Genomic DNA, 15471 nt, shown 5'->3' with positions numbered 1-15471 from the left:
TTAAAAATTATTTAATATAAATAAACTAATTTTTTTAGCCAATCCTAATATTAATTATAAAATTGAGCAAAAATAAGAGACCAAGTTTGAAACAAATCATATTTTTGATTCCGAAACTTGATCTCATAAAAATAACTATATTTAAAATGTTGGTCTATTAATCATTTAACTAATCTCTCAAAATATATTTAGAGAGCACAAATGTTATAGGTATCGTAATGATAAGCCCTGCAAAAGGTGCTATCACAGATGATATACCAAACCATTGTACAAAAATGTACAATAATAAAGTTTGCATGCCCATATTGACAACTTGAGTTAATGGAAACTTTAGGAATTTACTCCAAGTTGGTGTCACTTTATAAACAAAGTAACAATTTAAATAATAAGAAATAACAAAACTAATGATAAATCCACTGATATGACTAACTAAATAATTCATTTCTAATAACTTCAATAAACAAAGATAGACAATGTAATAATTTAAAGTATTCATACCGCCTACAATCACAAATTTAATCACTTCATAGTGTGTTTTAGTCAAATTCATTTTTTACTCCTTAGTAAATTTCCATGTCTTTTTGAATAATTGCTATTAAAAACATATTATTAACGCGCTATGTCTAGTATAATACTTTATCATATAAATGTATGTTTTGTATTATATTAATAATTACAACGAGCTCAATTAATATGCTCGTTTTTAAATATACATGGTATTTAATATATTACTTTTATAAGTAGTTACAAAACGAGATAACATGTATATAATTAAACATTAAAGAGTATTTTAAAGGAGTTTCAAACATGGACAAGATTTCAAATCGTCAACTGCCAATTATGGTCATTATTGTGTTAGGTATCATGACTACATTTGGCCCTTTAACCATAGATATGTATGTGCCATCATTACCGAATGTGCAACATGACTTTAGTACATCTGTATCTCAAGCACAGCTTACTTTATCATTTGCAATGATTGGTCTTGCTATTGGCCAATTTATATTTGGGCCTTTGTCTGATGCATATGGACGAAAAAAAGTTGCTTTGTTTATCATTTCAATCTATGCGCTCGCTTCTTTACTGGCGGTTTTCACTGCTTCCATGGGTGTCTTACTCACTTTGCGACTAGTTCAAGGTTTAACTGGCGGAGGCGCGATAGTAATTGCCAAAGCTACTATGGGAGACCAGCATGAAGGAAAAGCATTAGCTAAAGGACTAGCAGCATTACTTGTAATTAATGGTATCATTACGATTATTGCGCCAATCATAGGTGGATACGCACTAACGATATCCAATTGGAAAGCAATATTTGTAATTCTGGCAATCGTAAGTGTTATTATTTTATTTTTGTCGATCCGCCATTTAGAAGAAACATATCAACCAAATCGAGCAAAACTTAATTTTAAAGTTATTTTTAAAGATTTTGCTCATTTGTTAAAAACGCCTGCATTTATTATTCCAATGATTTTACAAGGCTTAACGTACGTAATGTTATTTAGTTTTTCATCTGCGGCACCGTTTATTACACAAAAAATTTATGACATGACGCCTCAGCAATTTAGTTATTTGTTTGCTTTTAACGGCATTGGCCTTATTATTATGAGTCAACTTACAGCCTTACTTGTGGCATATATAAATCGCTACTTTTTGCTAATTATGTTAACAATCGTTCAAATAATTGGGGTTGTACTTATTATTGTGACATTAACACTGCATTTACCATTATGGGTATTAATTATCGCATTCTTTTTAAATGTATGTCCTGTAACAGGTCTCGGACCTTTAAGCTTTGCATTAGCAATGGAAGGGCGTACTGGTGGTAGTGGTAATGCTTCCAGTTTACTAGGTCTATTTCAATTTATACTTGGTGGTATCATGTCTCCATTAGTAGGATTACAAGGTGAATACAGTATCTTACCATATACGATTATTTTACTAATCACTGCAGTGCTAATCATTGGGTTAGAAATTGGGTTAAAGTCGTTTCTTATTAATAAGCATATAACATGAATTAAAGCTTAAAAAATACATTCAAAGCATTATCAACATTCACAATTAATTTAATAACATATGTATTGATTTGGAAAACTTAGGTTAAAAAATTAATATAGACGCCGCTAAATTCATGTTTCAACATGCTATTTAGTGGCGTCTTTTCTTTTGCTTGCTCAATATACCAATCTATAAAATACTATAAACACAATAAATGTCCAATTCTACTTGACTTGAAATAGAAATGGACGATTACATGACACAATTGTGTTTATATTTCTAACATCGTTGATTTCAAACTTCTATTCTACTATTTGATTGGAAACCAAATTTCAGTAATATAGTCGTTTGAATGTAATTCACCTGGTTTATACAACTCAAAAAAGGAGCGCTTCGCAATTCATAATCTAGAGTATGTAAGATTTTTCTATGAATGGTTTGCATTGCTTGTTTAATCGATTCTGGAACTGGACCTTTGGCATCAAATACTAAGTATCTGCCTTCTACTAATTCTACTTGTTCCCAATCACTTTGCGTTTCCTCATTTGTCACACCTATTAAATAATGCATTTCGTCATTTTCTTTAGGAAGACAAACACCTAATAACCCTTCGAGGTATTGATTACTTTGTGATATCAAGTGATTTTTGTAACCCATTGCTTCAAATTCCTCCAAAATTTAAAAATATTTTCTTGTGCTTTTTGTCCAGTTGCATATGCTTTTTTTACCCCTACAACTGGCACTGGAATGTCGGGTAATGTTTCTATTCTATAATCCATTGTTTTCAACCCCTTTCGCACATTATAACCATTTTTATTAAAATATATCTAATATTAACTATGATTTAAGCATCTTTGTAGTCACTTAAATCGATATAGATATATAATAAAAGCAATCATCAATGTTAATAAATCTTTAATATTCGATACAGGAGTCTCTATCTATGAATAAAAAAATATTAGCCGTTAAACCAATTAGCCAATTGTTCCCGATACCTATGATTATGGGGTGCGAAGGCATAGCAAGTGCAATGATATTACAATTCAATAATCACAAAATACCAGCAACACATATCATGAAACACTGGCCGAAACACGCAAATAATCCATATAAAGGCTATGTAGGTCATCACTTATGGGTAAAATGGGGTTATCATCAAACGATTTTCCCTACAGCCTTAGCACCTTATTTACAAACGTATGATAAACGTATTGTTAATAGTACTGGGAAATCACTGGCTTCATTATGTGACGTCATTGATAAAGGGCAACCTGTCATCATTTATCACACTGTTTTAGGTCAAAAGCCTTTTAGCAAAACATTTAAAATTGATAATACACATCATCAATTGGTATCAAACATTCATGTTACCGTGCTGATTGGTTATGACGATAACCATTATTATTATATTGATCCATTATGGTCTAATTTATGGAAATCAATTATTATACCTGCTATTTTTCCGAATAAATATCAAATTATAAAAATTAACAAACAGAAATTAGAAAGCAGTTATAATGCACCTGGTCGTATGAGCATTCATTTACAAAAATAATTAATTAATTTCTATTTTGTGTAACGCATGGTTGATTTCCTGTTCTATATATGGTGTACGCCATTCCCGTTGATAGCCTAAACACGGACAAATATATGTCACGTTGTTTTCTTCAAAAACATTTCGAAAATGAACATGGCCCATAATACTATATCTAATATCATATTGGGTATAAATTTCATCAAAACCCGAAGTACCTATAAATGCATTAAAATAATCAAATATTCTATGTGGCATTGGTACTGCGAATTTACGATGAGTCACGATGTGTGTCATTAATATAATTTTTTTATCTTTTACTTTTTCAATATCCTTCATCGCTTGTTTGGCCGCTATCATTGATAATTTTTGGTCTTCAATTTGCCAATCTATTTTCACTTTATCTTGCCAAGTAGCGCCATAATATTTCCTACGTGCAATGCGTTCCAAAGAGAATTTAGAGTGTGCATATGTATAGTCATACCAACCTGTATTACCTACAATCGCCCACGCTTCATTTATGACAAAAGGATCATCTATTAAGCAATTATCCATTTTGATATAAGTATCCAAGATTTCAGAAGAAGTCGCCCCAGTATCCGTTGACCAAAAATCATGATTTCCCGGTACAAACAGTACTTTTATCATTGTTTGTATCTCGATTTCCTTCACAAATGATTGCGTTAACTTATAATGATTTGAAACATCTCCAGCGATAAGTAATAATTCAATTTTTTGTTGCTCAATTACTGTAACTAATGCCTGTTCATAATCTTTGGGCGTTAGTTTATTATGTCTATCGATATGTAAATCTGAAATCATGCCTATTAACATATTTATCACATTCCTCTACTCGTTTAACAATTTCATTATGACACAACTTCACTATATTCTTTAAATGTTCCGCTTGTATTCATATAAGTTTCGTTCAGCAAATCATTCTGTATATCAAACATACCTGTAAGTCATTCATTAAAATGTTTTTCGAAATTATTTAAATAATATTTAAAAATTGTATGCAATTGTGTTAAAGTTACATTGTTCAAAACCCGAGCAGGAGGAAATAACATATGAAGAAAAATTGGATTGTCTTAATGATGACGATGCTACCTTTACTTTTAACTGCTTGTGATTATTCAAAACAAGAGGATAGAAGTGGCTGGTTTTACTTTATTTTTGTAAAACCCATTGATATGTTTTTGCATGGATTGGGAAAGTTGTTTAACGACAATTATGGGTTAGCCATCATCATGATTGTACTGACCATACGCCTTATCTTAATGCCGTTTATGTTAATACAAGTTAAAAACATGCATCTGATCAGAGAAAAAACAAAGATAGTACAACCGCAAATTGATAACATCAAACAACGCGTAAGAGATGCGCAAACACAGGAGGAAAAACGTGAAGCTAATAGAGATTTGATGACCACTTATAAGCGTTATGACATTAATCCAATAAAAAGCGTTATCGGTTGTTTACCAATTTTAATACAGTTGCCCATATTATTTGGTTTAATCGTGACACTTAAATTTCCTAGCAGTGGTGGAATAGATCAATTCCCTCATTTTTTATGGTTCAATTTAACAAAACCTGATTTATGGATGTCATTAATTGCAGCTGCTATTTATTTCATACAACCTCTTGTAAATGCAATGCATTATCCTAAAAATCAACGCAAAACATATTATGTGATGATGATATTATCACCTATTTTTATAACTTACATATCTTTACATTCTGCAGCAGCACTTGGTTTGTATTGGACATTTAGTGGTTTGTTTTTAATTTTACAAATGCACTTTGCTCATTCATATTACAGTAAACAAGCAAAACAAGAAGCTTTAAAACTTGCGGATTCTCTCAATTAAACAAATATTAACTAAACAATGAGTCATGTTACTTTATTGAATTTTAAAATTCTTTCATTTACATGTAATGAATTCAAAAATTTCTTTTACACATCGTTAGATGCTATAATATTTACAATTTGATAAACAAAGGGGGAAGATGTATGGAGTTTACAATAAGAGCATTAACTGAAGCAGATAAGTATGGTAAAGCACTTGTCCACTATGAAAGTTGGTTGGAAACTTATGACCATTTATCTAAAAATAATTACTTAGAAAACCTAGACAAAGCTCAATTTATCAGAAAGTCTTATTTGCACAATGTTCCGACATTAGTTGCCCTCGTCGAAAACGAAGTAGTAGGTTTCATATCTTATGGCAAAACGGAATCCTCATCTTCTTCTGACGACTGAAGTGAAATCTTCGCACTTTATTTATTGGAAGATTATCAGCGTCATATGATTGGTTATGCACTTACACAACGTGCCTTGGAATTATCTTATCCTGACAATGTAACCCTATGGGTAGTTGAAGAAAATAAAAATGCGATTCATTTTTATGAGCAAGTTGGATTTAAGTTGAGCAATGATAAACAAGCTACTTATTTTGGAAAAACTTATTATGAAGTTCGTATGAATTATTCAAGAAATGAACACTATTATTAAAATAACAAGTTACGACTTTATTACTACATTGTTTTACGCACTAAAAAAAGCAATGACACCCGCTATCATCATAGTATGTGTCACTGCTTTTTTATTTTAATATATGTTCTAAAAATAATTTAATGCGTTTCACCTAAAGCAATTTTAATGTCCTCATCTGATTCTATAATCGCTTTGAGAGCAGCTTCCAAACCTTCTGCAATCGTTTGAATAGACATGGATGGTTTTTCAGGTTTGTCTGTGACTTGTTGAGGGATAAAAGGCACATGTATAAATCCAAATTTAATATTTGGAAATTGTGTTGCTTGTAAAAATCCAAGTTGATACAAAATATGATTACATACAAAAGTACCTGCTGTATTAGACAATCTCGCTGGTACCCCTGCAGACTTAATCGCCTCTGTCATACGTTTAACTGGTAAATTGGAAAAATATGCGGCATCGCCTGATGATTGAATAACTTCATCTATCGGCTGGTTACCTTCATTATCAGGTATACGCGCATCATCAATGTTTATACCTACACGTTCTGGCGTCAATTCAAATCTTCCACCTGCTTGTCCAATTGTCAATACAACATCATATTGTTCTTGTTTTAATTTATTAACTATAGTTTCTTTGCTTTTATTAAAAACTGTAGGTATTTCTATCTTATCAATCTGATGTGTTTCAATTTCATTTGGCAATAATTTAACAGCTTCCAATGCTGGATTAATCTCTTCTCCACCAAAAGGATCAAACCCTGTTACTAATATTTTCATCATTAACATCCCCTTTTCATTTTTTAATTTATACTTTTTACATTTTAAAACGCCCAAACATACATTAATCCTATATGCACCAAAATTAATATAAGTGCAATGGGCGCTTGCGCTTTAATCACGCCGAATTCTTGTTTCATTTCTAATAAAGCAACTGGTAAAGTATTAAAATTAGCTGCCATAGGTGTCAATAATGTACCACAAAATCCACCAGTCATAGCCAGTGCACCGGCTATAACAGGATCTCCACCTTGGGCGATAACAAATGGAATACCGATACTCGCTGTGATAACGGTAAATGCAGCAAATGCATTACCCATTAACATTGTAAAAAGCACCATGCCAATGACATATGCTGCCGCACCTATAAGATGATTGCCCTCTGGTAAAAAAGAGGATATGCCTTTGGAAATAACATCCCCCACACCACTCACTGTAAAAAGTACGCCTAATGCAGCCAAGAATTGCGGTAGTATACCAACTGTTCCAATTTGTTGGATTAGACGGTCACTGTCATAAAGTATATATTTACCATTTGGCTTAATAACAATATATGCAGCAAGTAACCCTAATATCGAAGAAACACCTAAACCTATTGCTCCTCCTAATGGTGTCCAATTAGAAACGATAATCTCAGCTATAGCTAAAACAATAGCGGGGATAAATAATTTATTTCCATATTTTTGTGAACCTAAATTTCCCTGTGCTTCGTTGACATCTATAATATTTTTAATAACCACTTGTTTACATAGCGTTAATATTCCCATAACTATGATAAATATGCCATTGATTACGTTAGGTATATAAGGACCGGCAATAAATAAAATAGCTAATAAAATCCAAAATAAAGCTGTACCATATTTTTTGCTATTTGTTGATGCTTTTAACACGCGATATGCCGTATAAAGTAATTGTAAACCAATTAATATGTAAAATAGTTCTAAAATTTGATTTAATGTATGCTCACTCATGTCTTTCCACCTGCTTTTTACCGTATTTCCGATCTAAATATTTATCAAATCTAATATTATTTATCCACACAATAAAAAAGACAATAACAGCGATTGGTAATGATGCTAATACAAGATCAATGGCATTCACTTTAATATCTAAAGACTGAAACGTACCAACCATTAACAATACACCTGCTGCCCCTACAAACAAATTTTGACCGAAGAAATTACCATAATTTTCCATCGCAGAAGTCTGCGCTTTAATCTTTTCGATATCCTTTTCGTCTACTTCATGTTCTTGCAAATGATAGCGTGTTCTTAACGCACCCTGTACCATTGGATTAATCAATGGACGTACAAACTGTGGATGTCCTCCGATACGTATTGATGCAACACCCGCTAATTCTCTAATGAATAAATAGATAGTCATCAATCGCCCACTCGTAACTTTATTCACCTTACCAATCATATTCGAGGCCTGCTTTTTTAAACCAAAACGCTCAATTAACCCCACCATAGGTAATGTTAAAATAAAAAGTGTAACTAAACGATTATCAACAAAAGCTTTTCCTAATGTTTCAAGAATAACGTACAAATTTAAACCTGATACAAGTCCCTTCGCTACAGCGGCGATTAAAATCACAGCAATCGTATCAATCTTGAATAAAAAACCAAGTACTATAATTAAAATTCCAATCAATTTTAACCATTCCATGTTATCTCCACCTTTCTTCTTTTATATTAAAGGTTTACTTTTTTAATACAATGAATTTTCAGATAATTTTTATACCCTAATAACATAAACAAAAAAGTCCAAAACATCTTTTACATGTTTCAGACTTTTAATGACAACGGCTTATAAGCGATAAATTTTAATTTTTCATTTTTGGAAAATTACTTGAACATCTTTGTTAAAACGCGTGTATTATACTTATTCCTCTACTACGACATTAAAGTTCGCCATAATTCATACATCTAAACACTTGCTATCTCATATCTTCATTCGCATTTAAAATGCTATAACCATTTTAAAGTGGCATCCGATTCATTACGAGAAGGTAGCAATGTTTCAATGATTAATAAAATCGTACATATCCATGCAATCACATTAAGTAAGATGGCTATGCTATTGATTTGAATCAAATCAAATGAAATGTTCATAATAATAGACACAGCTATAAGAATGATGGCAGAAGTTCTTCTTCTTCCTGCATCATAAAATCGTCGCAATGTAATAGCAAACATTGGTATAATCATTGCCAAAACAAAAATCCCAACCAATATTGACAGGATTGTAGCAACAACAAAAGCACCTGAAATAAAAGCAATAACACCAATAATAGCTACAATAAATATACAAACAATATGAATCAGCACTGGTGTCCAGAACTCTAATCTATTGGATTTACTTTGAAAATCTATATATTTTTTCCAAAAATCTTTATACGCCTCTATCATATTTGACACTCCATTTTTCAATTAAAGTTATTTAAATATTTATTATTCATAATAGCGTAATCGCACACCTTCTAACAAGTACTAGCTACATATCTAGTTTAAATATATGACTTAACTACTTTTTCTAGCACGACAGGTAATTCTATTAATGCGCTCTGCTTATGCAGACGCTCACTTAATTTATGAGCATCTTTGCCGTTGGGTCCTATCAACAATGTAGGTGCACTGATGGCTTTTATTGATTCAAAAGGAATAGTGTATGTACGATTGAAATTTGGCGTATTTTGCTCATATATAACCATCTGTTCCATATCTCCATCAAACTTTAAATAACTCGTATCACTGATGCCATTAAAATAATATACTTGTTCACTACTACGCTGAAATTGTTCATTTAGTGTATGTTTCACTAATTCTATAGTTGAGGATACGTGCTTGTCGGATGAAGCATTAACAGCTGGATAATAAGGTGAAGCAAAAAATGTCACTACAGCTGGCGCTATATTCTTACATATTTGCATCAGCTTATCTGCAACATGAATATTCTGTAAATGTAACTCTGACGTTTCTTGAAGTGTTTGATCTATAAGATTAGTGATTGCTTCTTCACCGTACTGTTTAACAACATATTGCCTAAGTTGCTCATATGTCAGAACATTAATTTTTTTATCGAATTGGTAATCTTCTGTTTCTAATACAGATAGCCAATCCGATTCACAACGCTCAACAGCAGTGATGACCGTATTTATGAATTCTCTAAAAACATCTTTAGGTGTTTTGTTAAATAGAAAGAAGTTAAATAATCCTATGGTTTTGTATGGCGTTTGCACATCATATGTATCTTTAATATCTTTCATCATTAATGTTACAGGTACAGGTGTGGATTCATTTTCAAAATGTTCTTTTAGCTGTGTGTTATATTCTACCGCTTGTGCAATATAACTCATCATAAAGTTAGCACTCAAACCTTCAAGAGGCTGACCGACATGTGTTTCCTTTCCATAGCACAGTACTGCTGGCATGATTTTACCAATTGATCCTGAATATATATAATGTTTTTCATCTGAAGTAGCTTGCTGAAAAGTAGGTTCACTATTCAAATGTAATTGTATATCTAAATCGTAGTTAGCTTTTAATTCTGCTAATTTTTCTACCGCTTTTCTCATACCAGAAGAATTTACTTCCTCGTCTGGAACCGTAACTAAAATCAAATTAATATCCCATTGTTCAATGGATGCTAATTCAATTAAAGACATATGCAACATGAGACCTGCTTTCATATCCATAATCCCACGACCAAATAAGTAATCTTCACTAAGTAAGTCTTCTACAGCCCCTTTATCTAAATAATTTTGGTTTTCTAAAAAATACTGCTTTAATTTATCAGGATTACAAGCTAAATCATGAGCTAAACCAAATTCCGACACATCGACCGTATCATAATGACTAACAAGTACAATAGTTTTACCGGATTGGGAACCCTGATAAAAAGCAATTAATACTTCTTTATCATCATCCGTTAGTATTTTTTGAATTTGATTGGGATTGGTCTTAAAATATTTAAGTTGAAATAACAATTGGTTTACCAGATTAGGGAATGTTTTCTCTCCTTGTGTATTCGTAATTGATTGGTGATTTACAAGTTGTTTTAGTAAAGTTAAACGATCTTGTTCATTTTGCCATAAAGTTTGCATCAATCCAGACCTCCCTGTAAGCGTTTACTAAATTATAATATGATTTCCCAATGATAACCAATAATTTTACTGTACATTTCAAACTAATTTACGCATATGAGGTTTGTCTATATCCTAATTTTTTCAAATATACTACTCTAAAAAATGCACCCTTCTATGCTTGATGCTTAATCTAGCATAGAGGATGCATTTCATTTTGTTATTTACTTCAAAAATCTTATTACCATAACTAATTATTAAATTGCTTTTTCGGAATTAATAACCATACAAATACAAATGCAATGATTGCTAATGCAGCATTAAACCACAGTCCATACATGGCACCAACATGAATATTGTCACGAGCTGACATAATCGTAAATATTGTCCCTGAAATAGCTACACCAAATGAGTTACCAAGTGAAGATGCCATTTTATATACACCAGACGCGACACCTACCTTATCTTCTGGCGCAGTAGTAACAGCTGTATCTGTTGAAGGTGTGGCATACATACCTAAGCCCACACCATAAATTAAGTAACCTAACACACAACTGATGACATAAACAGGTGTAGGTAAAAAGGTTAACGAGATTAATAGAATCCCTATCGCATTAAGCCCTGCACCTATAAGCATTGGTTTTTTAGGACCGATTTCCTGTAGGATTTTTTCTCCGACTCTAATCATGATTAAAACAGCTACTAAGTAAGTAATAGTCATCATACCAGATTGGAATGAGGTGAAATGTAATCCCGATTGAAAATAAGTATTCGCAACAATAAGCGTCCCTGCTACAGCATTTAGTAAAAAGTTTGACACTGTAGCACCACTGTATGCTTTATGTTTAAAAAGTTTAAAATCTATCAATGGGTTTTTAACTTTGTTTTCAAATAATATAAATACAATAATTGAAATGATGAATATCACAATTAACATCAAAATAAGCGGTGAAAAGAAACCATAATTTGAAGATTGTGTAATGATTAAATTGACACTCAGCATTGCAACTATTAATATAATTAGCCCTACAAAATCAAATTTGGCACGCTTTGATGCCTCAGTTTGAATGGCTTTCGTTTCTGGCGTGTGTTTGATTAAATACATAGACACTAAAGCTACTATTATCGAAATAATAAATATAGATCGCCATCCTACAAAGGTAGCCATGATGCCACCAAAAAACGAACAAATTCCAGTACCACCCCATGAACCGATAGACCAGTAACTTAACGCACGTTGTCGCCTTCTTCCAATATAGTATTCATTTATAATTGCTAATGTCTAAGGCATGATACATGCTGCAGACAGCCCTTGTATTGCTCTCCCAAGTACTAACAAAGGGACAAAAATCCTGGAATGATAATAAGTAATGATCCAAGAACGCTTAAAGTCAAACCGATATAAGTCATTTTGACCCTACCATATCGATCTGCAAGTCTTCCTGTACCTACAACAAACAAACCACATAATAATGTGGTTAAACTTACGGCTACGTTTATCGTTCCATAACTAGTTGTGAAAGATGCTTCTAATGCAGGAACGATATTAACGAGCGATTGAGCAAACAACCAAAATGTTATTACGCTTAAAAAAATACCTAAAAGAAGTCTGTTATCTCCTTCAAATGGTTGTTCTGATTCCATATTATTTTGCCTCCTAAATCCCCGTAAAACAACCATAATCATTATTAATGATTTAACTTGTCCAGCTCCAAAACATTTTCTCTTGTCTTATAATAATGATTACATGGTAAACATGACTTTTTAAAATTCAAAACATTTTTTAAAAAAGTCAATAAGATAAAAATAACATTTACTTCAATTTATTGCTAAAAAAGAGCACACAAAGTGTATTAAGTAACTTTTTAATTATTCCACAAAATATATTGATAGCGTTTAAAAATTCTATTCTTTTCTATAAGAATAATTAATACATAATCAAAAATATGTATTATACTAGATAGACAAATTATCTATAAAGGTGTATGAGATGTTAAATTTATTTATTTTATTACTAGAACGTGTAGGTCTTATTATTATTATCGCTTATATATTAATGAATATTAATCACTTTAAAACAATGATGAATCAAAGAGATAAACGAAGTTCACAATGGCAGCTCATCATCATTTTCGGGTGTTTCTCTATGATTTCAAACTTCACAGGTATACAAATCAATGGCAATGAAGTCGTTAATGGCAGTGTCTATAATCACTTAGATCCTGAGGCTTCTCTCGCAAATACGCGCGTACTTACCATAGGCGTTTCAGGGTTAATTGGAGGACCATTCGTCGCTATTTTCGTCGCAATAATTTCAGGCATTTATCGTGTTTATATTGGTGGTGCTGATGCTTATATTTATCTGATTTCATCTATATTTATTGCGCTAGTATCCGGTTATTTTGGTTATAGAGCAATGCGTGCACGTCAGTATCCTACCATAGTTAAAGGTACTATCATTGGAGGTACTACAGAAGTTATTCAAATGATTTGTATCTTAATCTTTTCTGATAATACGGAGCATGCTTGGTCACTAGTTAAATTAATTGCTTTACCTATGATTTCAATCAACTCAATCGGTACAGCAATTTTTTTATCAATTATATTATCGACAATCAAACAAGAAGAAGAAACACGTGCTATTCAAACACACGATGTTTTACAACTAGCAAATGAAACATTACCATTTTTCCGCTCAGGATTAAATGAGCATTCTGCCAAACAAGCAGCTACCATTATTTTAGATCTTATGCGTGTTTCGGCAGTCGCTATCACTAATCGTAAAGATATATTAACGCATGTAGGTGCAGCAAGTGATCATCATGTTGCCCAAAAACAAATCATTACCAATCTTTCAAAACAGGCAATACAAGCAGGTACTTTAAAAGAAGCATATTCAAGGGAAGATATTGGTTGCAATCATCCTGAATGCCCGCTTGAAGCAGCCATTGTCGTTCCATTAAGAGTCAAGAATGATGTTATTGGTACTTTAAAACTATATTTTACTAATAGGCACGATGTTTCTCATTCCGACAAACAGTTAGCATCTGGCCTTGCAGAGATATTTTCTAGTCAACTTGAATTAGGACAAGCTGAAACACAAAGCGCTTTAGTTAGAGATGCCGAAATCAAATCACTACAAGCACAAGTAAATCCGCACTTCTTTTTCAATGCCATTAACACAATTTCTGCCTTAGTCAGAATTGATAGTGAAAAAGCAAGAAAGTTACTGTTACAGCTCAGCCAATTTTTCCGCTCAAATTTACAAGGTGCACGTAACAATACGATTTCACTTGAAAAGGAATTGCAACAAGTTGAGGCTTATTTATCACTGGAACAAGCACGTTATCCAGATCGTTTTGATGTTTCATTCAATATTGAAGATTCATGTTATGGTGCACTTGTACCACCATTTGCAATACAAATACTTATAGAAAATGCCATCAAACATGCCTTTAAAAACCGTAAATATAACAATCGTATTATCGTAACCGCTTATAAAACAGCAGATGGATTATATATATCAGTTGAAGATAATGGTTCAGGAATCCCTGATGATAAAATTAATAATATAGGTAATACACGTGTTTATTCTGATTTAGGCACAGGTAGCGCCTTAGAGAATTTAAATCACAGATTGGAAGGCTTATTTGGTATTACAGCTAAAATGCATATTCATTCCAGCAAAGAAGGTACCAACGTAAGTTATACTATTCCATTTTTCATAAGAGAGGACGAAAAACATTGAAAGCAATTATTGTAGATGATGAACCTTTAGCGCGTAACGAACTTCATTACTTATTAAATGAAATTCGTACGTTTGATGTAATTAATGAAGCAGAAAATGTTTCAGAAACATTAGAACTCTTACTTTATGATCGTTATGATGTAATTTTTTTAGATATTAATTTAATGGAAGAGAGTGGACTCGATTTAGCAAATAAAATTAACAAAATGCAAAACCCACCACATATTATTTTTGCTACGGCACATGATACTTTCGCCGTTAAAGCTTTTGAGCTAGATGCGACGGATTATATTTTAAAACCATTCGAACAAAAACGTATTGCACAGGCCATCCATAAAGTTGAAACAGCGCTCGATCACGATACTTATAAACAAGCAAATGATGTCAGCCAGCATCAAAATGATGCTCACAAAGAAAATACGCCAACTTCACAAATGGTTTTACCTATTGAAGTAGATGAGCGTATTCATATCATTAATTTAGAAGATATTATTGCTATTTCTGTTAATAACGGTATTACTACGATCAACACCTTACAAGAAAATTATCATACAACTGAACCACTTAACCATTACGAAAAAAAAATTGCGGATCCTTTGTTTATGAGAATTCACCGTGCCACGCTTGTTAATAAATTACACATACAAACAATAGAACATTGGTTTAACTATACCTATCAACTTACGATGACAAATGCATTAAAATTCCAAGTCAGTCGCTCATATATGAAAACGTTCAAGCAGAATATGGGCTTACTTTGAATGTCACATCGTAATTAATGCAACTCAGTATATACGTTTCGTAATTCACCTTTAAAACGACTAGTAGCAACCG

The 15471-nt window shown here is 32.2% G+C and carries 16 protein-coding genes and 1 pseudogene; 7 read left to right on the top strand and 10 right to left on the bottom strand.

The window, feature by feature from the left end:
- Window positions 1–169: 169 nt before the first annotated feature.
- Complete coding sequence (locus NST87_RS02650) at window positions 170–550, bottom strand: GtrA family protein (protein WP_019468817.1); 381 nt, start codon at window positions 548–550, stop codon at window positions 170–172.
- Window positions 551–807: 257 nt separating this feature from the next.
- Here NST87_RS02650 and NST87_RS02645 point away from each other — a divergent pair, with 257 nt between their 5' ends.
- On the top strand, window positions 808–2013 hold the full coding sequence (locus NST87_RS02645) for a multidrug effflux MFS transporter (RefSeq protein WP_019468816.1): 1206 nt from the start codon (window positions 808–810) through the stop codon (window positions 2011–2013).
- A gap of 276 nt (window positions 2014–2289) precedes the next feature.
- On the opposite strand, the gene NST87_RS02640 is transcribed toward NST87_RS02645, so the two are convergent.
- Both NST87_RS02640 and NST87_RS02635 read right to left on the bottom strand, forming a co-directional pair.
- Window positions 2290–2652 carry a GyrI-like domain-containing protein gene (locus tag NST87_RS02640; protein WP_230620698.1) on the bottom strand — a complete coding sequence of 121 codons (363 nt, stop codon included), beginning with the start codon at window positions 2650–2652 and terminating at the stop codon, window positions 2290–2292.
- Window positions 2631–2774, bottom strand: a complete 144-nt coding sequence (locus NST87_RS02635; RefSeq protein WP_019468815.1) for a hypothetical protein — start codon at window positions 2772–2774, stop codon at window positions 2631–2633. The genes NST87_RS02640 and NST87_RS02635 overlap by 22 nt, the downstream gene beginning before the upstream one ends.
- Before the next feature lie 164 nt (window positions 2775–2938).
- On the opposite strand from NST87_RS02635, the gene NST87_RS02630 reads away from it, so the two are divergent.
- The gene (locus NST87_RS02630; protein WP_019468814.1) at window positions 2939–3550 is read left to right on the top strand and encodes a C39 family peptidase; all 612 of its coding nucleotides are present in this window, start codon (window positions 2939–2941) and stop codon (window positions 3548–3550) included.
- Here NST87_RS02630 and NST87_RS02625 read toward each other — a convergent pair whose 3' ends face one another.
- Complete coding sequence (locus NST87_RS02625) at window positions 3551–4363, bottom strand: metallophosphoesterase (RefSeq protein ID WP_019468813.1); 813 nt, start codon at window positions 4361–4363, stop codon at window positions 3551–3553. It abuts the gene before it with no gap.
- 236 nt (window positions 4364–4599) lie between these two features.
- On the opposite strand from NST87_RS02625, the gene yidC reads away from it, so the two are divergent.
- From yidC to NST87_RS02610, 3 genes are all read left to right on the top strand, one after another.
- Entirely contained in the window at window positions 4600–5400 is an 801-nt protein-coding gene (gene yidC, locus NST87_RS02620; RefSeq protein WP_019468812.1) for a membrane protein insertase YidC, read from the top strand.
- Window positions 5401–5543: 143 nt separating this feature from the next.
- Entirely contained in the window at window positions 5544–5792 is a 249-nt protein-coding gene (locus tag NST87_RS02615; protein WP_019468811.1) for a hypothetical protein, read from the top strand.
- A gap of 6 nt (window positions 5793–5798) precedes the next feature.
- Complete coding sequence (locus NST87_RS02610) at window positions 5799–6044, top strand: GNAT family N-acetyltransferase (RefSeq protein WP_256217599.1); 246 nt, start codon at window positions 5799–5801, stop codon at window positions 6042–6044.
- A gap of 119 nt (window positions 6045–6163) precedes the next feature.
- On the opposite strand, the gene pcp is transcribed toward NST87_RS02610, so the two are convergent.
- From pcp to NST87_RS02580, 6 genes and pseudogenes are all read right to left on the bottom strand, one after another.
- Window positions 6164–6805 carry a pyroglutamyl-peptidase I gene (gene pcp, locus NST87_RS02605; RefSeq protein ID WP_040030127.1) on the bottom strand — a complete coding sequence of 214 codons (642 nt, stop codon included), beginning with the start codon at window positions 6803–6805 and terminating at the stop codon, window positions 6164–6166.
- Between the two features lie 44 nt (window positions 6806–6849).
- Window positions 6850–7776, bottom strand: coding sequence for a DUF979 domain-containing protein (locus NST87_RS02600; RefSeq protein WP_340721289.1), 927 nt, complete (start codon window positions 7774–7776; stop codon window positions 6850–6852).
- On the bottom strand, window positions 7769–8473 hold the full coding sequence (locus NST87_RS02595; protein ID WP_340721288.1) for a DUF969 domain-containing protein: 705 nt from the start codon (window positions 8471–8473) through the stop codon (window positions 7769–7771). Before NST87_RS02595 ends, NST87_RS02600 begins: the two co-directional genes overlap by 8 nt.
- Window positions 8474–8775: 302 nt before the next feature.
- On the bottom strand, window positions 8776–9216 hold the full coding sequence (locus tag NST87_RS02590) for a DUF805 domain-containing protein (RefSeq protein WP_019468806.1): 441 nt from the start codon (window positions 9214–9216) through the stop codon (window positions 8776–8778).
- 98 nt (window positions 9217–9314) lie between these two features.
- Complete coding sequence (locus NST87_RS02585; protein ID WP_019468805.1) at window positions 9315–10910, bottom strand: M20/M25/M40 family metallo-hydrolase; 1596 nt, start codon at window positions 10908–10910, stop codon at window positions 9315–9317.
- 229 nt (window positions 10911–11139) lie between these two features.
- Window positions 11140–12533 (bottom strand): annotated as a pseudogene (locus NST87_RS02580) (MFS transporter).
- A gap of 346 nt (window positions 12534–12879) precedes the next feature.
- Between NST87_RS02580 and NST87_RS02575 the strand changes: the two are divergent.
- Both NST87_RS02575 and NST87_RS02570 read left to right on the top strand, forming a co-directional pair.
- A complete protein-coding gene (locus tag NST87_RS02575) occupies window positions 12880–14637 on the top strand; it encodes a sensor histidine kinase (protein WP_019468804.1) in 1758 nt (585 codons plus the stop codon).
- Window positions 14634–15398: a response regulator transcription factor LytR gene (locus NST87_RS02570; protein ID WP_019468803.1), complete on the top strand. Its 765-nt coding sequence runs from the start codon at window positions 14634–14636 to the stop codon at window positions 15396–15398. The genes NST87_RS02575 and NST87_RS02570 overlap by 4 nt, the downstream gene beginning before the upstream one ends.
- Window positions 15399–15471 lie beyond the last annotated feature (73 nt).

It is taken from the genome of Staphylococcus sp. FSL W8-0271, from assembly GCF_038006605.1.
GTDB lineage: Bacteria > Bacillota > Bacilli > Staphylococcales > Staphylococcaceae > Staphylococcus > Staphylococcus cohnii.
The sequence above is the reverse complement of the archived record's forward strand: the minus strand, read 5'-3'. Positions and strand labels throughout refer to the sequence as shown.